Genomic DNA, 24,475 nt, shown 5'->3' with positions numbered 1-24,475 from the left:
GGTAGTTAAATAGTGGCAGATAATAGTCAAACAACAGATTTAACCGTAAGCGATAGCAACGACCATGCACTGATTGCAGGCTCTGAGCTAGACGGAGAAGGGCAAAATCCCGATCTAGGTGAACGCAGTTCATCGAAGTTCGATATGGCTGTCGGTGATCTTGATTTACTTCGTCAGGTCGTCTTAGTCCTTTCTATCTCTATCTGTGTAGCGCTGATTGTGATGCTGTTTTTCTGGGTAAAAGAGCCAGAAATGCGTCCATTAGGGGCTTACGAAACAGAAGAATTGATCCCCGTTCTTGATTACTTAGATCTGCAAAAGATCGATTACACGCTTGAAGGCAATACCATCTCAGTACCGGCGAGTGAGTACAACTCATTAAAGCTTAATATGGTACGAGCGGGTTTGAATCAAGAGCGAAACGCGGGTGATGACATCCTCATGCAAGACATGGGTTTTGGTGTATCACAACGTTTAGAACAAGAACGCCTTAAATTAAGCCGCGAAAGACAACTTGCCAAAGCCATTGAGCAGATGAAACAGGTGCGTAAAGCTCAGGTTTTATTGGCCCTGCCGAAGCAGAGTGTTTTTGTACGTCATAATCAAGAAGCCTCTGCTTCTGTATTCCTAACTCTAAAAACAGGTACTAACCTCAAGCAGCAAGAAGTTGATTCTGTTGTGGATATGGTGGCAAGTGCCGTTCCGGGAATGAAAACCTCACGTATTACGGTGACCGATCAGCATGGCCGATTGTTGAGCTCAGGCTCTCAAGACCCTATGTCAGCGGCGCGTCGTAAAGAACACGAGTTAGAGCGTAATCAAGAACAAGCGCTGCGTGAAAAAATTGACTCCATCCTGATTCCTATTCTTGGGTTTGGTAACTACACCGCTCAGGTTGATATCCAGCTCGATTTCAGTGCTGTGGAGCAAACCAGAAAACGTTTTGATCCGAATACACCGGCGACTCGAAGTGAATACACCTTAGAAGATTACAACAATGGAAATACGGTGGCGGGTATTCCGGGTGCGTTGAGTAACCAGCCTCCAGCGGATGCCTCAATTCCACAAGATGTGGCTCAGATGAAAGACGGCGCGATGACAGGTCAAGGCTCTGTTCACAAAGAAGCGACTCGAAACTTTGAGCTAGACACCACCATCAGTCATGAACGTAAACAGAGCGGCACGGTTAATCGTCAGACGGTTTCTGTTGCGATCAAAGACCGCCAATCCTTGAACCCAGATACGGGTGAAGTGGTTCATACTCCGATTCCGGCGAGCGAGATCAATGCGATTCGCCAAGTACTGATTGGTACGGTGGGCTTTGATGAAACTCGTGGTGATTTGCTCAACGTATTAAGCATGCAGTTTGCACCTCAAGTAACAGATGTTGTTGCTGATGTGTCAATCTGGGAGCATCCAAACTTCAATGATTGGGTTCGTTGGTTTGCAAGTGCCTTGGTTATCATTGTGGTGGTGTTGGTACTTGTTCGCCCTGCAATGAAGAAACTGCTTAACCCAGCAGCAGACAACGATGAACAGATGTACGGACCTGATGGCATGCCAATTGGTGCCAACGGCGAAACCAGCTTAATTGGTGGTGATATTGAAGGTGGTGAGCTGTTTGAATTTGGTTCAAGTATCGACTTACCAAACCTTCATAAAGACGAGGACGTGCTGAAAGCAGTACGTGCACTTGTAGCGAATGAACCAGAGCTAGCAGCTCAAGTAGTTAAGAATTGGATGGTAGATGGCTAACGAAATAGTTCCACAACAAACTGAAGGCGGTGAAGTGCTTGATGTCTCTAGCGTGGATATCGGCTCTATCTCAGGCGATGAGCGCGCTGCGATCTTGTTGCTCAGTTTAAATGAAGAAGATGCTGCTGGTATTATTCGTCACCTAGAGCCAAAGCAGGTTCAGCGTGTGGGTAGTGCGATGGCGCGAGCTACAGACCTATCCCAAGAGAAAGTAGGCGCTGTGCACCGTGCTTTCTTAGATGATATTCAGAAGTACACCAACATTGGTATGGGCAGCGAAGACTTCATGCGTAATGCGTTAGTTGCTGCTCTGGGTGAAGACAAGGCGAATAACCTTGTTGACCAAATCCTTCTCGGCACAGGTTCGAAAGGTTTGGATTCGCTTAAGTGGATGGATCCTCGTCAGGTGGCGAGCATTATCATCAACGAGCACCCTCAAATTCAAACTATTGTGTTGTCGTACCTCGATGCCGATCAATCGGCTGAGATCCTGTCTCAGTTCCCAGAGCGAGTTCGTCTGGATCTGATGATGCGTATTGCCAACCTTGAAGAAGTTCAACCTTCGGCGCTTGCTGAACTGAATGAAATCATGGAGAAACAGTTCGCGGGTCAAGCGGGTGCTCAAGCTGCCAAAATTGGTGGCCTGAAAGCCGCGGCTGAGATCATGAACTACATGGACAACAACGTGGAAGGCGTCTTGATGGATCAAATCCGTGACCAAGACGAAGACATGGCAACACAGATTCAAGATCTGATGTTTGTCTTTGAAAACCTTATTGAAGTTGATGACCAAGGTGTTCAACGACTACTACGTGATGTTCCACAAGATATTCTACAGAAAGCACTTAAAGGTGCAGATGAAGGTCTACGTGAGAAGATCTTCAAGAACATGTCTAAACGTGCTGCCGATATGATGAGAGACGATATTGAGGCGATGCCGCCAGTCAAAGTCTCTGATGTTGAAGCGGCTCAGAAAGAGATTTTGGGTATCGCGAGGAAGATGGCAGACAGTGGTGAAATTATGCTGTCTGGTGGCGCCGACGAGTTCCTTTAATACAGAAATCTCAAAAGCCCCACACTGTTGGGGCTTTTCTTTATCCAATCTCGAACCACAGATTAACTCAGTTTAACTGCTTGAATTCACAATACAGTTAAGCCACTCATAGATAGGTACTGATATGTCAGGTGATAGAAAACGCGGCTTCCTTCGCCCTGAAGAAGATAATACGGTTGCCCAACCTCAGAAATGGGGGCTGCCTGACTACACCTCTGACGTGAGCAAACAAGCCAAAGAAACCGCTTTTAACTACGACCCTAGTTGGATGCCAACGGTTGAAGAAGCCATTGAAGATGAAGAGCTGGTTCTGACTGAAGAGCAAATCGAGCTGATTAAACAAGGCGCTTATCAGGAAGGGCTGCATCAAGGCCAAGAGGCGGGCTTTAAGCAAGGCTATGAAAAAGGCAAAGAAGAAGGTTTTGCTGCCGGTCACGAAGAAGGCAACGAAGCCGGCAAGCTTGAAGGCGTAACCGCGGGTCAAGAGTACATTCAACAGCAGGTGGCCGTCTTCATGGGGCTGGCAAACCAGTTCGCTCAACCATTAGAGTTGATGAACGCTCAGGTGGAGAAGCAATTGGTCGACATGGTGCTTACCATGGTCAAAGAAGTGGTTCATGTTGAAGTGCAAACCAACCCACAAATCATATTAGATACCGTTAAAGAATCGGTAGAGTCGTTGCCGATTTCTGGTCACGCAATCACATTGAAACTCAATCCGGAAGATGTGGCGATCATTCGCTCTGCGTATGGCGAGACTGAATTGGACTGCCGTAATTGGACGCTGGTCGCAGAGCCAGCACTCAACCGTGGTGATGTACAAATTGAAGCGGGTGAGTCGAGCGTTAACTACCGCATGGAAGATCGTGTAAAGAACGTTATTCAAAATTTCTGCGGCGCAAACCGTCACCAAGGTCATGAGTAATGCTTGAGTTAGCGAATCGTCTCAGTCAGTACAAAGTCGAGGGGCTAAAATCGCGACCAATTGCCTCTGGTAAATTAGTACGCGTTGTTGGCTTAACGCTTGAAGCGACCGGCTGTAAAGCGCCAATCGGCAGTTTGTGTTTAGTCGAAACCATGTCTGGTCAGATGGAAGCCGAAGTCGTCGGTTTCTCTGGCGATAACCTATTTTTGATGCCGAGTGAGCAAATCACCGGGATCTTACCTGGCGCTCGCGTCACGCCAATGACTACCGAAAGTGGTATCCCTGTTGGAATGGAACTGCTCGGTCGAGTGATCGACGGCGTAGGTAATCCACTCGACGGTTTAGGTCCAATCTATACAGAGCAACGCGCTTCATTTAATGCGGAGCCAATCAACCCGTTAGCTCGTAAACCGATTTCTGAACCACTCGATGTCGGCTTGAAAGCCATTAATGGTTTGCTAACCGTGGGTAAAGGGCAACGTATCGGTCTGTTTGCTGGCTCTGGTGTCGGTAAATCCGTAACTCTGGGCATGATGACTCGAGGCACAACTGCGCAAGTAGTGGTCGTAGGCCTAATCGGTGAGCGTGGACGAGAAGTTAAAGAATTTATTGAAGAGATTCTTGGTGAAGATGGCCGTAAGCGTTCGGTTGTTGTTGCCGCTCCTGCCGACTCATCACCATTGATGCGCTTAAAAGGCTGTCAAACCGCGTTGACTGTCGCCGAGTACTTCCGCGACCAAGGCTTAGATGTTCTGCTACTCATGGATTCATTGACCCGTTTTGCTCAAGCTCAGCGTGAAATTGCTCTGTCTGTGGGTGAGCCGCCAGCAACCAAGGGCTATCCGCCATCAGTCTTCGCTAAGCTTCCTGCGCTGGTGGAACGAGCAGGTAACGGCAATGATGAACAAGGTTCTATCACGGCTTTCTTTACCGTGTTAACCGAAGGCGATGACTTACAAGATCCGATTGCGGATGCGTCGCGAGCAATTCTCGATGGTCACGTTGTGTTATCTCGTGAGATGGCCGATGCCGGTCACTACCCAGCGATTGACGTTGAGAAATCCGTCAGTCGTGTTATGCCGCAAATCACCACTGAAGAACATGTCTTGATGTCGAAAGCGGTAAGGCAAGTGCTGTCTATCTGCCGTAAAAACCAAGATTTGGTGTCGATTGGTGCTTACAAGCCAGGAACGGATCCAGCAATCGATAGTGCCTTCACGTTGAAACCAAAACTGGATGAGTACTTGCAGCAGAAGATGAAAGAGACCGTCCCATACGACATGTGCGTCAACATGTTGAAACATGTATTGGGTGGCTAACGGGTGAATAAGGTTAGTCATGGATAACGCATTAGAATTTTTGCTCGATCAAGCCAAAGATCAAGAGAACCAAGCGGTACTTGCGCTCAACAAAGCGAACTCTGAGCTGCAAGGCTACTATGAGCAGGTTGCGCAGATTGAAAAGTATCGACTGGATTACTGTCAGCAGCTCGTTGACCGCGGCAAGGCAGGCTTAACGGCGAGCCAATATGGTCACTTGAACCGCTTCTTAACTCAGTTGGATGAAACATTATCCAAACAGAGAGAAGCCGAGCACCACTTTAAAAATCAAGTCGACAACTGCCAAAGCTATTGGATGGAGTTACGCAAAAAACGTAAATCCTACGAGTGGTTGATGGAGAAAAAGCAGAAAGAGAAAGCAAAGCTGCAAGATCGAAGAGAACAAAAGCAAATGGATGAGTTTTCGACTCTGTTATACAGCCGAAAGAAGATGTGATCCTAAGCCACGAATGACGTCAGTGCTGTTCTCTATATTGTGAAAACCGAACTTATAGGCATGTTTCTTGCTCCGTTTTATATAAAATTGCGCGTTATGCCCACCAAAGGCATGAAAAGCATCCGACTTTCTTTTTGTTGCCTGATTCATGGCAGCAAAGCTAGTAGATAGAGCTTGTATATATGAATGTTAGTCTTTCCTCAAATTCAGCGACCAACAAAATGTCATCGTTGTTGGACACCGGTTCTGCCTCTTCCAAGGTAGAAGAAACCGGCGACTCTAAAGGTTTCTTTGAGTCCTTTAAAGAAGCGCTCGGCTTTGAAGAAAGTGACAGTAAAGTCGCAGCAAAAGACACAGAAAGCACTGCGAAACCTGATACTAAACAGACATCTACCGAAGGTGAAGCGTCAGCCGAAGCGAACAAAGGTGATTCCGCTGAATCAAAGGCTACTGACGAAGTGAGCGAAGCGCAAAGCAAGCAAGCAGCTTCAGAAGTAGAAGGCGAGAAAGCTGCTGATAAAACATCAGCAGAGGCTGCGTCTGGATCTGAGGCTCAGCTCAAAGCCAATTCGGGCACTGATAGCACTGTCGCTGATAAGACTGTTGCAGATAAGGCAGATGGTAAAGATGCGCAGGATACGACTAACGAGTCTAAAGAACATATTGCTCAATCCCAAACTCAGGGTCCATCAGCGGTAGATGGTGCTACGCAGGCATCGCAAGCCAATGCAGCGATGAGCGAAGGCAATAAATTGCTTGGTCAATTGGATGAGGCAAACAAAACCCTAAATCAAGCGCCAAACGGCAAAGGCTTGCCTCAGCAAGGTCAGGTAGAACAAGCCCAAGGTAATATCACCGGTGCTTCTGTTGCAGGAGTTTCCGTTACGGGTAATGCGACACAACAAGCTAGTGCAGCAAATCAAGAGAAGAGCCTTGAGGTCGATTCTGAAATCGCTGTGCTTACCGGAGGTAAGGGAGTGTCTCAGTTATCAGATGATGAAATTCGACAGCTGATGGATAAAGGCGTTACCCCAGAACAAATTGAAGCAAGTATGAGTCGAGAGCTGAACCAAAAAAATGCGGCTAGCGCGGTTACTACCGATCAAAGCCAAGCACTCTCACCAGCTGAACTTGAGCTAGCGAAACAGGTTGATGCTCATACCAAAGCGTTGAACCAATTGAACGCTCAGATTGAATCAGAGCAGTCTGTTGTCGATAGCTTGCTTGATAAGCAACAAAGTGGCGCTAAGTTGACGGTTGATGAGCAAGCCGCTTTGGCTAAAGCGACCTCTAACCTAGACCTGTTGAATCAACAGCTCGCTAACGTTCAACAACAAGTAACAGCTTTGCTAAGTCAAGCTCCGGCTGCGAACAGTGCGTCTGGTGAACCCACTGCTATCGATTGGGATAATACGGATTCAAGCGAAACTAAAGCCTTAGCTGCGGCAGCATCAACAGCAGCTGTAGCGACGGCTACACAACAAGTGTCAGCGCAGGCCGCTTCTCAATCAGCAAACAATGCTCTTACGGACAAGGCGGCAATGCTGCACGCCAATAATGCACATGCAGCCCACGCAGCTCAACAAGCTAATGTGGCTTCACCTCAGCAGCAAGCAACGTTGGATCCAGCTTTAACCGCGCAAGGAATGGCGATGAATGCAACGCCAGCTGCCACAAAAGCAGGCTCGACTGATACGCTTCTTAAAGCGGGCGCCGGTGCAGCAGCACTGTCTGGTTTGGGTAAAGCGGGTGCTAAAGAAGATTCTAAAGATTCGACCTTTGCTCAGCAGATCGCTTCTGCGGCTGGTGCACAAGGTACGGCAACGGTGGGTTCAGCACCTACGCGAGCTGAAATTCAAGCTGCTCAACAAGCGCCCTTACAGCTCACCAAAGAGCTAGCCAATGAGCAAGTGGCTGAAAAAGTACAAATGATGATGTCTAAGAACCTTAAGAACTTGGACATTCGTCTCGACCCACCAGAATTGGGCCAAATGAAAATCCGCATGACCATGAATAATGACGTGGCAAACGTGCACTTTACGGTGAGTAATCAGCAAGCGAGAGATGTGATTGAACAAACCTTACCTCGCTTGAGAGAGATGCTTGCTCAGCAAGGTCTGCAGCTTGCCGATTCGTCTGTTCAACAACAGAACTCCGGTCAGGGACAAGATAGATACAACAATGGTGAGCAACAATCCGGCGCTAACCGCACAAATGATACGCAAGGTGATGAAAACCTTGATAGTGGCAGCAATCTTGAATTGAATGTCGCATCAAAGCGTGATGGAATTAGTTATTATGCCTAATATCAGGCTAAGAACGCTTGGTTAATAGAAAAAACCAGTTAATAAAAAGAACCATCAGTTAATCGCAAGAACAGGAAGTTAGAGTAAGATATGGCCGAAGAACAAGATGCACCTAAAGGGAAGAGCAAGCTCCTTATAATTATTATTGCCGTAGTTGTGTTACTGCTTGGTATAGGTGGTGCGCTGTACTTTTTCTTAGGTTCTGACGATAGCGCCTCTGAATCTCAGTCTCAGCCAGCAACGGCTGTGGTCGCTGCAGAGCCGGTTATGTATGTTAATATTCCTCAGCCCTTCTTGTTTAATGTGACAGGTGACAAAAAAGATCGCCTAGTTCAGATAAAAGCACAGCTCATGGTACGTGGCAGTAAGAATGAAGACCTGGCTCGTTACCACTCTCCACTTGTAGAAAGTACGCTACTGGCCACGTTCGCTTCGGCAACGGTTGATCAATTGCGCTCACCAACAGGCCGCGTGGAACTGCGTAATAAGGCAACAGAAGATATTAAAGCAAGCCTGGCTCAAGCTGTTGGCCAGCCTGTGATTGAAAAAGTGTTATTCACTGACTTCGTAATTCAATAGGTAATTTGTGACCGATTTATTAAGCCAAGACGAAATTGATGCGCTGTTACATGGCGTTGATGATGTTGAAGAAGTTGAAGATGTCTTAGAAACCGAAAATGACAATGCGGTCAATTTCGACTTCTCATCTCAAGATCGAATCGTCCGTGGTCGAATGCCGACCCTTGAACTTATTAACGAGCGCTTCGCACGTCATATGCGTATCAGCTTGTTTAATATGTTACGTAAAACGGCTGAAGTGTCGATCAACGGCGTACAGATGATGAAGTTTGGTGAGTACCAAAACACATTGTATGTACCCACCAGTTTAAACATGGTTCGTTTCCGTCCATTGAAAGGTACGGCACTCATCACCATGGAAGCTCGTCTGGTTTTCATTCTCGTAGAGAACTTTTTTGGCGGTGATGGTCGTTTCCACGCCAAGATTGAAGGTCGTGAATTCACGCCTACTGAAAGACGAATCATTCAGTTACTGCTGAAAATTGTTTTTGAAGATTACAAAGAAGCTTGGTCGCCAGTGATGGGGGTTGAGTTTGAATACTTGGATTCCGAAGTGAACCCAAGTATGGCGAACATTGTGAGCCCAACCGAAGTGATTGTTGTGAGTTCGTTCCACATTGAAGTGGATGGCGGTGGTGGTGACTTCCACGTTGTCATGCCTTACTCCATGGTTGAGCCGATCCGTGAACTGCTTGATGCGGGTGTTCAATCAGACAAGATGGAAACCGATGTTCGTTGGAGTACCGCACTGCGTGATGAGATCATGGATGTGCCCGTCAATTTCCGCGTGAATTTGCTAGAGCAAGATATTTCCCTTCGTGATCTGATGGAGCTGCGCCCTGGTGATGTTATCCCAATGAACATGCCTGAGCACGCAACCATGTTTGTCGAAGAACTGCCGACTTATCGTGTGAAAATGGGCCGTTCTGGTGAGAAGCTTGCAGTACAGATTTCGGAAAAAATTCAAAGACCACATGTGGTTAAAACTGATCTCGCTTTTCTAGGTAAAGACTTATTGTCTGAGCTCGAAAACAGTGATGATGACGACGAATAGTAAAATAGATAAAAGTATAGGAATTGGTAATGGAACCTAGTGAAGATCAAAAGCTAGCAGACGAATGGGCTGCAGCACTTGGTGAAGATCCTTCAGCGCCGTCAATTGATGTTGATGATGTGCTTGCGGCACCACTTGATGAGCTAACCGATTCATCATCTCCGATTTCTGAAGATGAGCGTCGTAAGCTGGATACCATTATGGATATTCCAGTGACTATTTCGATGGAAGTTGGTCGCTCTCAGATCAGTATCCGTAATTTACTTCAGTTGAACCAAGGTTCGGTTGTTGAGCTAGATAGGATTGCTGGTGAGTCACTGGATGTGATGGTAAACGGTACCTTGATTGCTCATGGTGAAGTGGTTGTGGTGAACGACAAGTTTGGTATTCGTTTGACTGACGTTATTAGCCAAACAGAACGAATTAAGAAGCTGCGTTAATGAGCTTTTTGTCTCAAAGACTTGCGGGCTCTTTTCTCGGAATGACAGGTTTGTTACGAGGAATCTTGGGAGTAGGGCTATTAACGGCTCCTTCCATTGCCTTTGCAGCAACACCGCCTTCTCTCGATTTAGCGACCACCTTTGGGTCGCTAATTTTCGTTATAGCCTTCATTTTATTTATTGCTTGGCTACTCAAGCGAATGCAAGTACCTGCGATGTCGAATCAACAAGGTTTGGCGATTGTTAGGCAAATCCCTGTTGGTACTAAAGAGCGTATCGCTATTGTGCAAGCGGGTGATGAACAGTTCTTGGTAGGGATTACCACACAATCGATTCAGCTGATCTCTAAGCTCGATAAACCTCTTACTCAGGAGATGCTGGAAAAAAGTACATTTTCAAGTCAGCTTTCCCAGCTAATAAAAAAAGATGCAAACAAGTAACGGACTTTTGAACTCATCTTACTTTCACCAAGCCGGAGTTTTCCGAACGGTGAAAGTGTGGTTGGTTCAGCTTATTCTCCTATGCTCAATCATATTCAGTGTGTCGGTATTTGCACAAGCTGAAGACGGCACCGTCATTCCTGCGAATACCGCTGGCTCGGAATCGGTGACTATCAGCACGATGGAACAAGACCAAGCCAAATCGACAACCATGACCACGGGCAGCTTAACTGGCAATGGTGGCGGCATACCTGCCTTTACCATGACAACCAATGCCAATGGCGGTGAAGACTACTCGATTAACCTGCAAATTCTCGCGTTAATGACCATGCTTGGCTTCTTGCCGGCGATGGTGATTTTGATGACATCGTTCACTCGTATTGTGGTAGTGATGTCTATCTTGCGTCAGGCGATGGGTCTACAACAAACACCGTCTAACCAAGTCATTATTGGTATTGCGATATTCTTGACCTTCTTCATCATGTCGCCAGTGATTAACCAATTGAACGAACAAGCAGTTCAGCCATATCTTAATGAACAGATCTCGGCACGACAGGCATTTGATGTTGCCCAAGAACCGATTAAATCCTTCATGCTTAAACAGACTCGAATCAAAGATCTTGAAACCTTTGTTGAGATTTCTGGTGCGGAAGTGACTAACCCTGAAGATGTTTCGATGGCGGTTCTGATTCCAGCATTTATCACATCGGAATTAAAAACGGCTTTCCAAATCGGCTTTATGCTGTTTTTGCCGTTCTTAATCATCGACTTGGTGGTGGCATCGGTATTGATGGCTATGGGTATGATGATGTTGTCACCGATGATTGTATCGCTGCCGTTTAAGTTGATGCTGTTTGTTCTGGTTGATGGCTGGAACTTGATACTCTCCACACTCGCCGGCAGTTTTGCCTTGTAGCTGGGGGAATAATGAATCCTGAAATATTCGTAGAGTTGTTCCGAGATGCCCTTTGGATGGTATTAATCATGGTTTGCGCCATCATTATTCCTAGCCTGCTGATCGGTTTGGTTGTGGCTGTTTTCCAAGCTGCGACCTCAATCAACGAACAAACCCTGAGTTTCCTGCCGCGTTTGATCGTAACTTTGTTGGCGTTGATGCTATTCGCACACTGGATGACCCAGATGATGATGGAGTTCTTTTTTGAGCTCATCGAACGCTTGCCGCAAGTTCTGTATTAAACCGATATGGAATACCCAACGAGCCTTGTACTAGAGTGGTTAGCCAATTATTTTTGGCCATACACTCGCATCTCAGCGATGCTGATGGTGATGACGGTAACAGGGGCACGCTTCGTGTCGCCGCGTATTCGTCTGTATTTAGGCTTGGCGATCACTTTTGCGGTGATGCCTGCGATTCCGGCCGTTCCCAAAGAGATTGAACTTCTGTCCTTTCAAGGCTTCCTGACTGTCTTCGAGCAAATTGTGATTGGCGTGGCCATGGGTTTTGTTACCCAGTTCATGATTCAAACCTTTGTTATGCTGGGTCAGATCCTCGGTATGCAATCGAGCTTGGGTTTTGCATCAATGGTCGACCCGGCTAACGGGCAAAACACGCCGGTACTTGGTCAGCTGTTCATGCTGCTAGCGACCATGTTTTTTTTGGCGACCGATGGTCACTTGAAAATGCTGCAGCTGGTGGTGTTTAGTTTTAAGACCTTGCCGATTGGCAGTGGCTCTCTAACCTCTGTGGATTTTCGAGAGCTCGCGTTGTGGCTCGGCATCATGTTCAAAACGGCATTAGCGATGTCATTGTCGGGGATTATTGCGCTGCTAACGATTAACCTTTCTTTTGGTGTAATGACGCGTGCGGCACCTCAATTAAACATCTTTTCTTTGGGTTTTGCATTTGCGCTACTCGTGGGTCTGTTACTTTGTTGGTACATCCTTGGCGGCTTGTATAGTCACTATGAGCTATTCTGGATGCAGGGCGAACAACAGATATGTCGTCTAATCCGGTTAGATTGCTAGGAGACTGAAATGGCAGAGTCAGACGGTCAAGAACGCACAGAAGACGCCACGCCCAAACGCTTGCAACAGGCCAAAGAGAAAGGGCAGGTTGCAAGGTCAAAAGAGCTAGCGTCAGCATCGGTATTAATTGTCGGTGCGATTGCTTTAATGTGGTTTGGCGAATCGATGGCGAAGGCTTTGTTCGAGGCGATGCAACGCCTGTTCTCTTTGAGTCGCGACGAGATCTTTGACACTAACAAACTCCTAGAAATCGCTGGTGGTGCACTGGTGAACCTGCTGTTCCCGCTGTTTTTGATACTGATAACTTTGTTTGTTGCTGCCGTCATCGGCGCTGCGGGTGTCGGTGGGATTAACTTCTCAATGCAAGCGGCGATGCCAAAGGCGTCTAAGCTCAACCCACTCAGTGGTATCAAGCGTATGTTTGGCCTGCAAAGTTGGGTTGAACTGCTCAAGTCTATTCTTAAAGTAGCGCTCGTATCGGGGATGGCGATTTATCTGATTCAAGCCTCTCAGCATGATTTAATGCAGCTGAGCATGGACGTCTATCCACAAAACATCTTCCATGCCTTGGATATCTTGCTCAACTTTATTCTGTTGATCAGTTGTTCTTTGTTGATTGTTGTGGCGATTGATATCCCATTCCAGATTTGGCAACACGCTGATCAGCTGAAGATGACTAAGCAAGAGGTGAAAGACGAATTCAAAGACACCGAGGGTAAGCCTGAGGTGAAAGGTCGAATTCGCATGTTGCAAAGGGAGGCGGCTCAGCGTCGTATGATGGCCGATGTGCCGCAAGCGGACGTGATAGTCACCAACCCGGAACACTTTTCAGTGGCGCTGCGCTATAAGCAGAATCAAGACAAAGCACCAATTGTGGTTGCTAAAGGTGTCGACCACATGGCGATGAAGATCCGAGAGATTGCGCGTGCAAACGACATCTATATAGTTCCAGCGCCGCCATTGGCGAGGGCGCTTTATCATACCACTGAGCTAGAACAACAAATTCCTGACGGTCTGTTTACGGCAGTTGCACAAGTGCTTGCATATGTTTTCCAGCTTAAACAGTACCGAAAACGAGGTGGTGAGCGACCAAAACTGCAAGATTCTAATATGCCGATCCCACCTGATTTACGTCATTAGATCAATTGCTTGAGCTCTGCGTGATGAACCCTGATAATAGTGAGCTAGCTAATCTTCCTTTTATAGAGGTGATGGCGATAATTTGACGTGAGATGTTGGTACAGTGTTTGCTGTAGTAGCCTGAACATTATAAGCCCATAGCAAAACAGCCCTGACTAAGATTTAATCCACTTGTTCAGAGAGCTACAACATAGCGAAACTGTCTAGATTTATGAAATTCTCCCTGCCTTTTGTGGACAAGCTACCTAAAATCCCTAACCGTGCCATGCCTGCGATTGGTGCACCTGTTATGGTACTTGCAACGCTTGCTATGGTGGTGTTGCCCATTCCAGCTTTCTTGTTGGATATGTTCTTCACCTTCAACATTGCACTGTCTATGGTTGTGCTACTGGTCTCGGTATATACCCGCAGGCCTTTAGACTTCGCTGCATTCCCGACCGTCCTGCTGATTGCGACTCTACTTCGATTGGCCTTGAACGTTGCTTCGACACGTGTGGTATTGCTTCATGGTCATGAAGGTGGCGACGCGGCCGGTAATGTGATTGAAGCCTTCGGTAACGTGGTTATCGGTGGTAACTATGCGGTAGGTCTAGTGGTGTTCTTGATTCTTATGATCATCAACTTCATGGTTGTAACCAAAGGTGCGGGTCGTATCTCGGAAGTAAGCGCGCGTTTCACGTTAGACGCCTTACCGGGTAAACAGATGGCAATCGATGCCGACTTGAACGCAGGTTTGATCGACCAAGACCAGGCGCGTCTGAGACGTTTTGAAGTAACCAAAGAAGCTGACTTCTACGGTTCGATGGACGGTGCTTCTAAGTTTGTTAAAGGCGATGCGATCGCTGGTATCTTAATCTTATTCATCAACATCATTGGTGGCTTGAGCATTGGTATGGCTCAGTTTGACCTTGGTTTTGGCGAAGCAATCGAAATCTATACACTACTGACTATCGGTGATGGTCTGGTAGCACAAATTCCGTCTCTATTATTGTCGATCGCAGCTGCAATGATGGTAACGCGTCAAAACACCGATGAAGATATGGGCGAGCAACTTGTCTTCCAAATGTTCGACAACCCTAAAGCCCTTATGATCACTGCCGCCATCCTTGGCATTATGGGTATTGTTCCTGGCATGCCACATTTCTCGTTCTTGAGCCTTGCCATCGTTGCAGGCGCGGGGGCGTACTACATCGATAAAAAGAACAAGAAGAAGGCGGAAGAACCTAACCTTCCGGCCACGGTTGAAGCCAATGGAGAAGTAGGCTCTCAGAAGGAGCTCTCTTGGGATGATGTTCAACCTGTCGATATTATTGGTTTAGAAGTGGGTTACCGTTTAATTCCTTTGGTTGATAGAGACCAAGGTGGTGAATTGCTTGAACGCGTTAAAGGTGTGCGTAAAAAGCTGTCTCAAGACTTTGGTTTCTTGATCCCAGCAGTACACATTCGCGATAACCTAGAACTGACACCAAACAGCTACCGCATTACCTTGATGGGTGTTGCTGTGGGTGAAGCTGAGATTAAGCCAGACATGGAACTCGCGATTAACCCGGGCCAAGTCTATGGCATGATCGATGGCGAGCCGACGATTGACCCTGCCTTTGGCCTTGAAGCGGTTTGGATTCGTGAAGAGCAGCGTGAACACGCACAAGCTCTAGGTTATACCGTTGTAGATTCTTCTACAGTACTGGCGACACACCTTAGCCAGCTGCTAACCAACAACGCATCGCAGCTCATTGGCCACGAAGAAGTTCAGAACTTACTTGAGATGCTCAGCCGTTCAACACCTAAGCTGGTGGAAGGTTTTGTACCGGATCAATTGCAGTTGGGTGTGGTTGTGAAAGTGCTACAGAACCTGCTGAATGAAGCGATTCCAATTCGTGACATTCGAACCATAGTCCAAACTTTGTCGGAGTATTCAGGTAAGAGTCAAGAACCTGACATACTTACTGCGGCGGTTCGCATCTCATTGAAACGATTAATTGTTCAGGAAATCAATGGTATAGAGCCCGAGTTACCAGTGATAACCTTGATTCCTGAGCTGGAACAAATCTTGCATCAAACCATGCAGGCATCCGGCGGAGAATCTGCTGGTATTGAACCTGGTTTAGCCGAACGTTTACAGACCTCTCTCAGCCACGCTACACAAGAGCAAGAGCTGAAAGGTGAGCCCGCGGTACTATTGACCTCTGGCGTGTTGCGTTCGACTCTGGCTAAGTTCGTGAAGAACACGATTCCAAGCTTGCGAGTCTTGTCTTACCAAGAAATACCGGACGAAAAGCAGATACGTATAGTACAAGCTGTTGGTAATTAAGCCGCCTAATTAGAATGGACAATCGAATTGAAAATTAAACGATTTTTTGCAAAAGATATGCGAACGGCTCTGCTCCAAGTTAAAGAAGAACTTGGTTCAGAAGCGGTGATCATGTCTAACAAAAAGGTCGCAGGTGGCGTGGAAATTGTTGCCGCTATTGATGGCGAATCCAGCCCGTCGACAGCGAGCCAGAGATTAAATAAACCTCAGCAGCCTGCACAAAGCCAATATACGCAAATGGCCGCGCCCGCAGCTCCTGCTGGGCGACGTCAACTAGACGATGACAAGGTTAGCCTACAGTCGAATGTTGAAGGTGGACGCTCAATGACTAAGCGCTTTGCGAATATGCTTAAGCAATACAGTCATGGCGCCGATGATGAGCCACAACATCGTGCTGAAAATGAAGATTCATTGTCTGCATTGCTCAATCGCCAATCAAGCACGGGCCATAAGCCTCATAGTCAAAGCAATTTGCAGTCTCACGGCAATCTTGATTCAGCATTTGCTCGTGAAACGGGGTTGTCTAAGTTGATTGCTGAAGACCGCAGAGTAGAGCGCCCGGCACCTCGCTTGGATCCTACCCGTTATGATCGTGGTCGAGAGAACACTCAGTCCAAAGGTTCTGATACTGAAATGGAAACGATGCGCGAAGAGATGACCTCAATTCGTCGTCTGTTAGAGCATCAAGTTTCTGGGTTGATGTGGCAAGAAGTTGAGCGCCGTGAACCACTGAGAGCCATGCTTATTAAGCGCCTTGAACGTATGGGTGTATCTGCAGAGCTTGCCGATCAAATGGCTTGCTACATTCCTGAAGATACTAAACCTGCACGTGCATGGAAGGCTCTGTTAGCTCTGGTTGCTGACCAAATCTCCGTTACACAAAAAGATATTTTAAAACGCGGCGGTATTGTGGCTCTACTTGGCCCAACCGGCGTGGGTAAAACAACGACTGTTGCAAAGCTAGCTGCACGTGCTGCCATGGAATATGGCGCTGATAACGTCGCACTAGTGACAACTGACACATATCGTATAGGTGCACATGAGCAGTTATCGATCTACGGCCGAATTATGGGTTGTCCTGTAAGAGTTGCTAAAGATTCTAGCGAACTGGCCGATGTAATATATCAGTTACGTAATCGTCGCCTGATTCTGGTCGATACTGCAGGCATGGGACAACGAGATGTTCGCCTATCTGAGCAGTTAGACACATTGATGCAAGAGAGTGGTTCCGTTATCAATAGCTACCTTGTGTTGCCTGCAACCGCGCAACGCAAAGTGCTGCAAGAAACAATTGAACACTTTAGAAGAATCCCGTTGTCGGGATGCATCATGACTAAGCTGGATGAATCCTTAAGTCTAGGTGAATTCATCAGTGTCGTAATACAAAATGCATTACCAGTTGCTTACATAGCAAATGGTCAACGAGTTCCTGAAGATATCGTTATAGCTCAGCCAAAGTACATGATTGCTAAGGCTAATGAGCTATTAGAAAAATCTACAGAGAATGAACCTCATTACTGGAATAGCGATTCTGAAGGGCTCTAGGCGGCGGATAAATATGAATGAAAATATGATACATGATCAAGCTAGCGGCCTCCGTCGCTTAACCAAGCCTTCACTCACAAAAGTTATCGCTGTAACCGGTGGTAAGGGAGGCGTTGGTAAATCTAATGTGACGTTAGGTATGGCTATTTGCATGGCGCGCCAAGGCAAAAAAGTCATGGTGCTAGATGCCGATTTAGGACTAGCGAACGTCGATATCATGCTAGGTATTCGTTCTAAACGAAACCTTGGGCATGTGTTGGCTGGCGAATGTGAACTTAAGGATGCGATTGTCGAAGGGCCGCACGGAATTAAAATTATTCCAGCGACATCGGGCACTCAAAGCATGACTGAACTTTCACACGCACAGCATGCTGGTTTGATTCGCGCATTCGGTTCGCTTGAAGACGAGATGGATATCTTGTTGGTTGATACCGCAGCCGGTATTTCGGACATGGTGATCAGCTTCTCAAGAGCGGCGCAAGACGTGGTTGTCGTGGTATGTGATGAACCTACCTCGATCACGGATGCATATGCTTTGATTAAGCTTTTAAGCAGAGAACACCAAGTTCAGCGATTCAAAGTTGTTGCAAATATGGTCAGAAGCTACCGCGAAGGCCGAGAATTATTTGCAAAGTTGACTTTGGTCACAGAGCGCTTCTTGAATGTGAGCCTCGAACTCGTAGCATGTATTCCTTTAGATGATAAAGTACGTCAATCAGTCAAGAGACAGAAAATCGTAGTCGATGCGTTTCCTCGCTCTCCAGCTGCATTGGCAATCAGCTCTTTGGCTAACAAAGCCTTGACCTGGCCAATACCAAAAACACCGAGCGGACACTTGGAGTTCTTTGTTGAAAGGCTGCTGAATCGTACTGAATTTATAGAGGAACCATTTGGTGAATAAAGCGCTTACTTACGACCAACACGCTAATCACAATAGCCAACAGGCTTTTTTTGAGAAGTACTCTGTGTTGGTTAAACGTATCGCTCATCACTTGTTGGGGCGATTACCGCCTAATGTATTGGTTGATGATTTAATTCAAGCAGGCATGATCGGCTTGATTGAAGCGCAACAAAACTATGATGGTACCAAAGGCGCAAGCTTTGAGACGTATGCTGGTATTCGAATTCGCGGGGCAATGTTGGATGACATTCGCCGTGGGGATTGGGTACCGAGATCGGTTCATAAAAACAATCGAGAAATCAGCAGTGCAATTGCGGAATTAGAGGGTATCCTCAACCGCGACCCGAGTGATGCCGAAGTGGCAAAACATATGGGGCTCAGTTTAGAGCAGTATCACAGTGCTTTAACTGACATTAATTGCTCAAGACTGGTTGGAATTGAAGATTTAGGCGTCTCAGATGATGTAATATCTCCGAATGAAGACTCTCAAGATAATACGCCTTTTCAAGGGGTTGCTGATGAGTCATTCCGCCAAGCTTTGATCGATTCGATTAAACAACTTCCGGAAAGGGAAGGCCTTGTGCTTTCGCTTTATTACGACGAAGAACTCAATTTAAAAGAGATTGGGGAAGTGTTAGGTGTCAGCGAATCTCGTGTCAGCCAAATACTGAGCCAATCTATGCAGCGTTTACGCACTAAGTTAAGTGCTTGGACACAGAACGACTAACAACACTGATCCTATTCAGTGGAGGCTAATTTGAACAAAAACATGAAAATTCTCATTGTTGATGATTTTTCAACGATGCGCCGAATTGTTAAAAACCTACTTCGCGATTTAGGTTTCAACAACACTCAAGAAGCAGATGATGGCTTGACCGCGTTACCTATGCTGAAAAAAGGCGAATTTGATTTCGTGGTAACTGACTGGAACATGCCAGGCATGCAAGGGATTGACCTGCTTAAACACATTCGCGCAGACGCAGAACTTAAGCACCTTCCAGTGCTTATGATCACAGCTGAAGCGAAGCGTGAGCAGATCATCGAAGCTGCGCAAGCGGGTGTTAATGGTTACATTGTGAAGCCTTTCACTGCTGCAACGCTGAAAGAGAAACTTGATAAGATTTTTGATCGCTTATAAGCATCAATAAATTTAGGCACTTCTAGGTAAACACTGACTGATAAGTTATCTGTTTATCTCGATAGCCTAAGCGCACAAAGTATGCGGAGTAAGGCCGAATTCAGGATGATTTCATTAGAACAAGCAAAAAAATTAGTAGAGCTGCTTGAGAACGATGAGCAGCAAAATGCTGATTCTCTTGTGAGAAGCATTTATGAAGATAACTTTAGTCTTCAAGACAATCCAATGCTTCAAGAAATAGGAAGTCTGACACGCGACCTCCACGACTCTTTGACTCAATTCAATTTCGATGAACGCATCAGCGTTATCGCAAATGACGAAATCCCTGATGCAAGGGATCGCCTTCAGTATGTCATTGATAAAACGGAAGTTGCGGCAAATAAGACGATGGACGCTGTCGATCGCTGTATGCCAATCGCAGACAACCTACACGAGTGTTTACTTCAAGTAAGGCCTCAATGGAATGAACTGATGCATGGCCGCATTGAGCTGGCACAATTTAAAGCTTTATGTCACCGCATTGATGGATTGCTTGTCCAAGTAGAAGGCGACAGTACTGAACTACGCGGACAATTGACTGAAATCTTGATGGCTCAGGATTTCCAAGATTTAACTGGGCAGATAATCAGCAAAGTTATTACCTTGGTGAATGAGGTGGAAGGACGTTTGGTCGAGATTCTCACGGTATTCGGTGCGAATCAAAAAGAGCCAACTCCAGAGTCAGAGAAGAAAGCATCGATTGCGCCTGAAGGTCCAATTATGAACCCAGAAGAGCGCGAAGACGCTGTCGCATCTCAAGATGAAGTCGACGATTTGTTATCCAGTCTTGGATTTTAAAGGTAACGTATGAGCTACGATTTAGACGAAGATATTCTTCAGGACTTTTTAGTCGAAGCAGGAGAGATCCTTGAACTCCTATCAGAACAACTGGTAGAGCTTGAGAATAACCCTGACGACAAAGACCTATTAAATGCTATTTTCCGTGGTTTCCATACAGTAAAAGGTGGTGCTGGTTTCCTAGCATTAACTGAGCTGGTGGATACTTGTCATGGTGCTGAGAATGTGTTCGACATTCTGCGAAACGGCCAACGCAGCGTAACATCAGGTTTGATGGATACCATGCTGCAGGCGCTAGATACAGTCAATGTACAGTTTCGCGCCGTGCAAGATCAGGAACCTTTAGTGCCAGCCGACCAATCTTTATTGGATGAACTTCACCGTCTCTGTAAACCAGAGTCTGCGGATGAAGTGGCACCAGTAGAAGCGCCTGCACCTATTATCCCTGAACCTGTTGTTGCAGCGCCTGAGCCTGTTATTGCTCCGGAACCTACTGCTGAAAGCTCAAACATCAATGCATCTTCAGTCGATGATATCTCTGAAGATGAGTTTGAACGCTTGCTTGATGAGCTTCACGGTAAAGGTGGTTCACCAACAGCGCCTTATGCACCAACACCGCCGCCAGCACCCGCTGCACCTCAGTCTGTTGCTGACAGTGGTGATATTACTGATGACGAATTTGAAAAGTTATTAGATGAATTGCACGGTGCGGGTAAGAGCCCGACAGCGGCAAGTTCAACGCCTCCTCCACCGCCAACGCCGCCAGCAGCACCTGTTTCGGCGATGTCTGAAGGCGATGATCTGATGACTGACGAAGAGTTCGAGAAGTTACTTGACCAACTACATGGCTCAGGTAATGGACCTTCGATTGAAGAATTGGATGCCGCGACTAAGCCAGCAGAAGTTAAGGCAGTAGCACCTCAAGCTGCGCCTAAACCTGCTGCGCCAGTTGTCGTTAAAGCTGAGCCAAAACCGAGCGCTCCAGCAAAAGCTGAAGTTAAAGTGCCGGCTAAGAAGCAACAAGCTGAAGCGACAGTTCGTGTTGATACATCAACACTGGACACCATCATGAACATGGTGGGTGAACTGGTATTGGTGCGTAACCGACTAGTCAGCCTAGGCCTCAACAGCAACGACGAAGAAATGTCGAAAGCTGTCTCTAACTTAGATGTTGTTACTGCAGACCTTCAAGGTGCGGTAATGAAGACTCGTATGCAGCCGATCAAGAAAGTATTTGGTCGCTTCCCACGAGTTGTCCGTGACCTTGCTCGTAGCTTGAAGAAAGACATCGTTCTTGAAATGCGTGGCGAAGAAACGGACCTTGATAAAAACTTAGTAGAAGCACTTGCTGATCCCCTGATTCACTTGGTGAGAAACTCTGTCGATCATGGTATTGAAATGCCAAACGACCGTGTTGCTGCGGGTAAATCACAAACGGGTAAAGTGATTCTGTCTGCCTCTCAAGAAGGTGACCACATTGAACTGGCTATCGTTGATGACGGTGGCGGTATGGACCCTGATAAGCTTCGTGCTATCGCGGTTAAACGTGGCCTGATGGATGAAGATGCAGCGTCTCGCTTATCAAATAAAGAGTGTTTCAACCTGATTTTTGCTCCTGGCTTCTCAAGCAAAGAGCAGATCTCGGATATCTCTGGTCGTGGTGTGGGCATGGACGTTGTGAAAACAGCGATCAACACACTGAACGGCTCTATTGATATTGATTCAGAAATGGGACAGGGCACCAAGATCACCATCAAGGTTCCACTAACCCTAGCGATTCTACCAACCTTGATGGTCGGTGTTGCCGGTCATCCATTTGCATTGCCATTGGCTTCTGTAAACGAGATCTTCCACCTAGATTTAAGCCGCACAAACGTGGTTGATGGCCAGCTGACGATTATCGTTCGCGATAAGTCTATTCCGTTGTTCTACTTGCAAAACTGGCTTGCTCCTAAAGCGGGTATTGTTGAGCTGCGTAAAGGGCACGGCCATGTTGTTATCGTACAACTTGGTAGCCAACGTGTTGGTTTTGTTGTCGATACGCTGATCGGTCAAGAAGAAGTCGTGATCAAGCCGCTTGATAAGCTTCTGCAAGGCACGCCAGGAATGGCAGGTGCGACAATTACAAGTGACGGACACATTGCATTGATTCTAGATGTGCCGGACTTGTTGAAGCAGTACGCAGCTGCGTCAAGAATTTAATTTAAGGATAAATATGGCGATTAAAGTATTAGTCGTTGATGATTCGAGTTTCTTTCGTCGTCGCGTTAGCGAGATCATCAACTCAGAGGCTCGCCTAGAAGTCATTGATGTAGCAGTAAACGGTAAAGAAGCCGTTGAAAAAGCGAAACAGCTAAGACCTGACGTAATCACGATGGATATTGAAATGCCTGTCATGGACGGTATCACTGCCGTTCGTGAAATCATGGCCGCGTCTCCAACGCCTATTTTGATGTTTTCATCGTTAACGCATGATGGAGCGAGAGCAACGTTAGATGCGTTAGATGCAGGTGCTCTCGACTTCCTTCCTAAGAAGTTTGAAGACATTGCACGTAACCGCGACGATGCAGTTGCATTGCTTCAACAGCGTGTGATTCAGATTGCAGCGAAGCGTGCGTTTATGCGCCGTGCTCCTATTGCGCCGAGAGCGACTGCGACGACTGCAACATCTACGCCATTGCGCCAACCGATTTCAACAGCAGCTTCGACTTCGACAGCGAAGCCTGCGGTTGCATCAACGGCGAAATTCAGAGCGTCAGGTAAGAAGTATCAATTAACAGCAATTGGTACGTCGACTGGCGGCCCTGTTGCTCTACAGAAGATTTTGACTCGCATCCCTGCTAACTATCCACACCCAATTGTGTTAGTTCAGCATATGCCAGCAACATTCACTGCTGCTTTTGCGAGCCGATTGAACACCTTGTGTAAGATTGAAGTTCGCGAAGCGCAAGACGGTGATGTGCTAAAGCCTGGCGTGGCGTATCTTGCTCCGGGTGGTAAACAGATGATGGTGGATGGCCGCGCAGGGTCTGCACGTCTACGAATTATCGATGGCGGCGACCGCATGAACTACAAGCCTTGTGTGGATGTCACATTTGGCTCTGCAGCGAAGATCTACGGCGACAAAGTTTTGTCTATGATACTGACCGGTATGGGCGCAGATGGTCGAGAAGGTTCGCGTATGTTGAAAACTGCGGGCTCGACGATTTGGGCACAAGACGAAGATAGTTGTGTTGTATATGGTATGCCTCAAGCTGTAGCAAAAGCTGGCATTTCTACTGAAGACCTCCCTCTAGACCGCATCGCGGAAAGGATCTTGGTTGAAGTTGGGTTAGCTTAGGTAAATCGAAATGATTGTTTGGAGTGTTGCAAACCAAAAAGGTGGTGTTGGTAAAACGACCACGACCGTGACTCTAGCAGGTTTACTTGCGTTGAAGGGGCACCGTGTTCTGTTGGTTGATACTGACCCACATGCATCACTGACCACCTATCTGGGTTACGATTCAGATACGGTGGAATCGAGCCTGTTTGATCTGTTCCAGTTGCGTGAGTTTAACGTGCAGACGGTAAGACCTTTGCTTTTACAAACAGAAGTCGAAGGTATCGATATTATCCCTGCGCACATGTCTTTGGCGACATTAGACCGTGTAATGGGAAATCGAAGCGGCATGGGGTTGATCTTGAAGCGTGCTTTGGCCGCTTTAAAAGATGACTACGACTATGTGTTGATCGATTGCCCGCCAATTCTTGGTGTGATGATGGTCAATGCATTGGCTGCAAGCGATCGTATATTGATTCCGGTACAGACGGAATTTTTGGCGATGAAGGGCTTAGAGCGCATGATTCGCACTTTGACCATTATGCAGAAGTCGCGCAAAACACCGTTTAAGGTGACGATTGTCCCGACGATGTACGACAAGCGAACCAAAGCCTCACTGCAAACATTAACGCAGCTCAAAGATGATTACCCAAACCAAGTTTGGACGTCTGCTGTGCCGATTGATACCAAGTTTCGAGATGCGAGCCTAAAGCGCTTGCCAGCCTCTCATTTTGCATCGGGTAGCCGTGGTGTATTTGCTTATAAACAGTTGCTTATTTATCTCGAAAGGTTGGCGATAAATGAGCGCGAATAAAGAATCAACATTGGCGCAGCCAAGTCTCTCCAGTGAACAAGCACTGGATGATTATTTTACTGCGCTGTTAGGTGATGAAAGCTTTGAATCTGACGATTTTTTTGTTGACGAGTCGAGCGACGAATCACAATCTGAAGAGCCAGAGCCAGAGCCAG

Annotated in this window: 23 protein-coding genes and 1 pseudogene; all 24 read left to right on the top strand. The window is 46.8% G+C overall.

What is annotated here, in order from left to right; translation table 11 throughout:
- Positions 1–12: 12 nt before the first annotated feature.
- Positions 13–1,755, top strand: a complete 1,743-nt coding sequence (gene fliF, locus AB4263_RS13415) for a flagellar basal-body MS-ring/collar protein FliF (protein ID WP_372098357.1) — start codon at positions 13–15, stop codon at positions 1,753–1,755.
- Positions 1,748–2,809: a flagellar motor switch protein FliG gene (fliG, locus tag AB4263_RS13410; RefSeq protein WP_017060682.1), complete on the top strand. Its 1,062-nt coding sequence runs from the start codon at positions 1,748–1,750 to the stop codon at positions 2,807–2,809. Before fliF ends, fliG begins: the two co-directional genes overlap by 8 nt.
- 124 nt (positions 2,810–2,933) lie before the next feature.
- Entirely contained in the window at positions 2,934–3,734 is an 801-nt protein-coding gene (gene fliH, locus AB4263_RS13405; RefSeq protein ID WP_017060681.1) for a flagellar assembly protein FliH, read from the top strand.
- Positions 3,734–5,053 (top strand): flagellar protein export ATPase FliI, encoded by a 1,320-nt coding sequence (fliI, locus tag AB4263_RS13400; protein ID WP_372098356.1) that lies wholly within the window; start codon positions 3,734–3,736, stop codon positions 5,051–5,053. The genes fliH and fliI overlap by 1 nt, the downstream gene beginning before the upstream one ends.
- A 19-nt stretch (positions 5,054–5,072) precedes the next feature.
- A complete protein-coding gene (gene fliJ / locus AB4263_RS13395) occupies positions 5,073–5,510 on the top strand; it encodes a flagellar export protein FliJ (RefSeq protein ID WP_017060679.1) in 438 nt (145 codons plus the stop codon).
- A gap of 182 nt (positions 5,511–5,692) precedes the next feature.
- Positions 5,693–7,816 (top strand): flagellar hook-length control protein FliK, encoded by a 2,124-nt coding sequence (locus AB4263_RS13390; protein ID WP_372098355.1) that lies wholly within the window; start codon positions 5,693–5,695, stop codon positions 7,814–7,816.
- A gap of 90 nt (positions 7,817–7,906) precedes the next feature.
- A complete protein-coding gene (fliL, locus tag AB4263_RS13385) occupies positions 7,907–8,395 on the top strand; it encodes a flagellar basal body-associated protein FliL (RefSeq protein WP_017060677.1) in 489 nt (162 codons plus the stop codon).
- 7 nt (positions 8,396–8,402) lie between these two features.
- The gene (gene fliM, locus AB4263_RS13380; protein ID WP_017060676.1) at positions 8,403–9,449 is read left to right on the top strand and encodes a flagellar motor switch protein FliM; all 1,047 of its coding nucleotides are present in this window, start codon (positions 8,403–8,405) and stop codon (positions 9,447–9,449) included.
- Between the two features lie 29 nt (positions 9,450–9,478).
- The gene (fliN, locus tag AB4263_RS13375; RefSeq protein WP_004739851.1) at positions 9,479–9,889 is read left to right on the top strand and encodes a flagellar motor switch protein FliN; all 411 of its coding nucleotides are present in this window, start codon (positions 9,479–9,481) and stop codon (positions 9,887–9,889) included.
- Positions 9,889–10,329 (top strand): flagellar biosynthetic protein FliO, encoded by a 441-nt coding sequence (gene fliO / locus AB4263_RS13370; RefSeq protein WP_017060675.1) that lies wholly within the window; start codon positions 9,889–9,891, stop codon positions 10,327–10,329. The genes fliN and fliO overlap by 1 nt, the downstream gene beginning before the upstream one ends.
- Positions 10,316–11,245, top strand: coding sequence for a flagellar type III secretion system pore protein FliP (fliP, locus tag AB4263_RS13365; protein ID WP_372098354.1), 930 nt, complete (start codon positions 10,316–10,318; stop codon positions 11,243–11,245). The genes fliO and fliP overlap by 14 nt, the downstream gene beginning before the upstream one ends.
- 11 nt (positions 11,246–11,256) lie before the next feature.
- Complete coding sequence (fliQ, locus tag AB4263_RS13360; RefSeq protein WP_029235191.1) at positions 11,257–11,526, top strand: flagellar biosynthesis protein FliQ; 270 nt, start codon at positions 11,257–11,259, stop codon at positions 11,524–11,526.
- Between the two features lie 6 nt (positions 11,527–11,532).
- Positions 11,533–12,315 (top strand): flagellar biosynthetic protein FliR, encoded by a 783-nt coding sequence (gene fliR / locus AB4263_RS13355; RefSeq protein ID WP_017060672.1) that lies wholly within the window; start codon positions 11,533–11,535, stop codon positions 12,313–12,315.
- Between the two features lie 9 nt (positions 12,316–12,324).
- Positions 12,325–13,455 (top strand): flagellar biosynthesis protein FlhB, encoded by a 1,131-nt coding sequence (gene flhB / locus AB4263_RS13350; protein ID WP_017060671.1) that lies wholly within the window; start codon positions 12,325–12,327, stop codon positions 13,453–13,455.
- 211 nt (positions 13,456–13,666) lie between these two features.
- A complete protein-coding gene (gene flhA / locus AB4263_RS13345; RefSeq protein ID WP_017064115.1) occupies positions 13,667–15,766 on the top strand; it encodes a flagellar biosynthesis protein FlhA in 2,100 nt (699 codons plus the stop codon).
- A 27-nt stretch (positions 15,767–15,793) separates the two neighbouring features.
- Positions 15,794–17,311 carry a flagellar biosynthesis protein FlhF gene (gene flhF, locus AB4263_RS13340; protein WP_372098353.1) on the top strand — a complete coding sequence of 506 codons (1,518 nt, stop codon included), beginning with the start codon at positions 15,794–15,796 and terminating at the stop codon, positions 17,309–17,311.
- A gap of 13 nt (positions 17,312–17,324) precedes the next feature.
- Positions 17,325–18,212 carry a MinD/ParA family protein gene (locus AB4263_RS13335; RefSeq protein ID WP_017060668.1) on the top strand — a complete coding sequence of 296 codons (888 nt, stop codon included), beginning with the start codon at positions 17,325–17,327 and terminating at the stop codon, positions 18,210–18,212.
- Positions 18,205–18,939, top strand: a complete 735-nt coding sequence (locus AB4263_RS13330; RefSeq protein ID WP_017060667.1) for an RNA polymerase sigma factor FliA — start codon at positions 18,205–18,207, stop codon at positions 18,937–18,939. The genes AB4263_RS13335 and AB4263_RS13330 overlap by 8 nt, the downstream gene beginning before the upstream one ends.
- A 42-nt stretch (positions 18,940–18,981) precedes the next feature.
- On the top strand, positions 18,982–19,350 hold the full coding sequence (gene cheY / locus AB4263_RS13325; protein WP_016767062.1) for a chemotaxis response regulator CheY: 369 nt from the start codon (positions 18,982–18,984) through the stop codon (positions 19,348–19,350).
- A 105-nt stretch (positions 19,351–19,455) separates the two neighbouring features.
- Entirely contained in the window at positions 19,456–20,187 is a 732-nt protein-coding gene (locus tag AB4263_RS13320; protein ID WP_017064113.1) for a protein phosphatase CheZ, read from the top strand.
- Positions 20,188–20,196: 9 nt separating this feature from the next.
- Entirely contained in the window at positions 20,197–22,389 is a 2,193-nt protein-coding gene (locus tag AB4263_RS13315) for a chemotaxis protein CheA (protein WP_372098352.1), read from the top strand.
- A gap of 13 nt (positions 22,390–22,402) precedes the next feature.
- Entirely contained in the window at positions 22,403–23,527 is a 1,125-nt protein-coding gene (locus AB4263_RS13310) for a chemotaxis response regulator protein-glutamate methylesterase (protein ID WP_017060664.1), read from the top strand.
- Between the two features lie 10 nt (positions 23,528–23,537).
- Positions 23,538–24,320, top strand: coding sequence for a ParA family protein (locus tag AB4263_RS13305; protein WP_017071206.1), 783 nt, complete (start codon positions 23,538–23,540; stop codon positions 24,318–24,320).
- A pseudogene (locus tag AB4263_RS13300) lies at positions 24,307–24,475 on the top strand (chemotaxis protein CheW); the annotation flags it as partial. The gene AB4263_RS13305 and the pseudogene AB4263_RS13300, both read left to right, overlap by 14 nt.

The sequence above is a fragment of the Vibrio sp. 10N.261.55.C5 genome (assembly GCF_041470505.1).
In the GTDB taxonomy this organism is placed as follows: Bacteria; Pseudomonadota; Gammaproteobacteria; order Enterobacterales; family Vibrionaceae; genus Vibrio; species Vibrio crassostreae_C.
The sequence above is the reverse complement of the archived record's forward strand: the minus strand, read 5'-3'. Positions and strand labels throughout refer to the sequence as shown.

Bases quoted from the DNA above. Each gene is read 5' to 3' on its own strand.
- fliN (WP_004739851.1), top strand. From the start codon at position 9,479: ATGGAACCTAGTGAAGATCAAAAGCTAGCAGACGAATGGGCTGCAGCA.
- fliJ (WP_017060679.1), top strand. From the start codon at position 5,073: ATGGATAACGCATTAGAATTTTTGCTCGATCAAGCCAAAGATCAAGAG.
- fliR (WP_017060672.1), top strand. From the start codon at position 11,533: ATGGAATACCCAACGAGCCTTGTACTAGAGTGGTTAGCCAATTATTTT.
- AB4263_RS13390 (WP_372098355.1), top strand. From the start codon at position 5,693: ATGAATGTTAGTCTTTCCTCAAATTCAGCGACCAACAAAATGTCATCG.
- flhA (WP_017064115.1), top strand. From the start codon at position 13,667: ATGAAATTCTCCCTGCCTTTTGTGGACAAGCTACCTAAAATCCCTAAC.
- AB4263_RS13320 (WP_017064113.1), top strand. From the start codon at position 19,456: ATGATTTCATTAGAACAAGCAAAAAAATTAGTAGAGCTGCTTGAGAAC.
- AB4263_RS13305 (WP_017071206.1), top strand. From the start codon at position 23,538: ATGATTGTTTGGAGTGTTGCAAACCAAAAAGGTGGTGTTGGTAAAACG.
- AB4263_RS13335 (WP_017060668.1), top strand. From the start codon at position 17,325: ATGAATGAAAATATGATACATGATCAAGCTAGCGGCCTCCGTCGCTTA.
- fliQ (WP_029235191.1), top strand. From the start codon at position 11,257: ATGAATCCTGAAATATTCGTAGAGTTGTTCCGAGATGCCCTTTGGATG.
- flhB (WP_017060671.1), top strand. From the start codon at position 12,325: ATGGCAGAGTCAGACGGTCAAGAACGCACAGAAGACGCCACGCCCAAA.
- fliP (WP_372098354.1), top strand. From the start codon at position 10,316: ATGCAAACAAGTAACGGACTTTTGAACTCATCTTACTTTCACCAAGCC.
- cheY (WP_016767062.1), top strand. From the start codon at position 18,982: ATGAAAATTCTCATTGTTGATGATTTTTCAACGATGCGCCGAATTGTT.
- fliI (WP_372098356.1), top strand. From the start codon at position 3,734: ATGCTTGAGTTAGCGAATCGTCTCAGTCAGTACAAAGTCGAGGGGCTA.
- fliH (WP_017060681.1), top strand. From the start codon at position 2,934: ATGTCAGGTGATAGAAAACGCGGCTTCCTTCGCCCTGAAGAAGATAAT.
- fliG (WP_017060682.1), top strand. From the start codon at position 1,748: ATGGCTAACGAAATAGTTCCACAACAAACTGAAGGCGGTGAAGTGCTT.
- fliL (WP_017060677.1), top strand. From the start codon at position 7,907: ATGGCCGAAGAACAAGATGCACCTAAAGGGAAGAGCAAGCTCCTTATA.
- AB4263_RS13310 (WP_017060664.1), top strand. From the start codon at position 22,403: ATGGCGATTAAAGTATTAGTCGTTGATGATTCGAGTTTCTTTCGTCGT.
- AB4263_RS13315 (WP_372098352.1), top strand. From the start codon at position 20,197: ATGAGCTACGATTTAGACGAAGATATTCTTCAGGACTTTTTAGTCGAA.
- fliO (WP_017060675.1), top strand. From the start codon at position 9,889: ATGAGCTTTTTGTCTCAAAGACTTGCGGGCTCTTTTCTCGGAATGACA.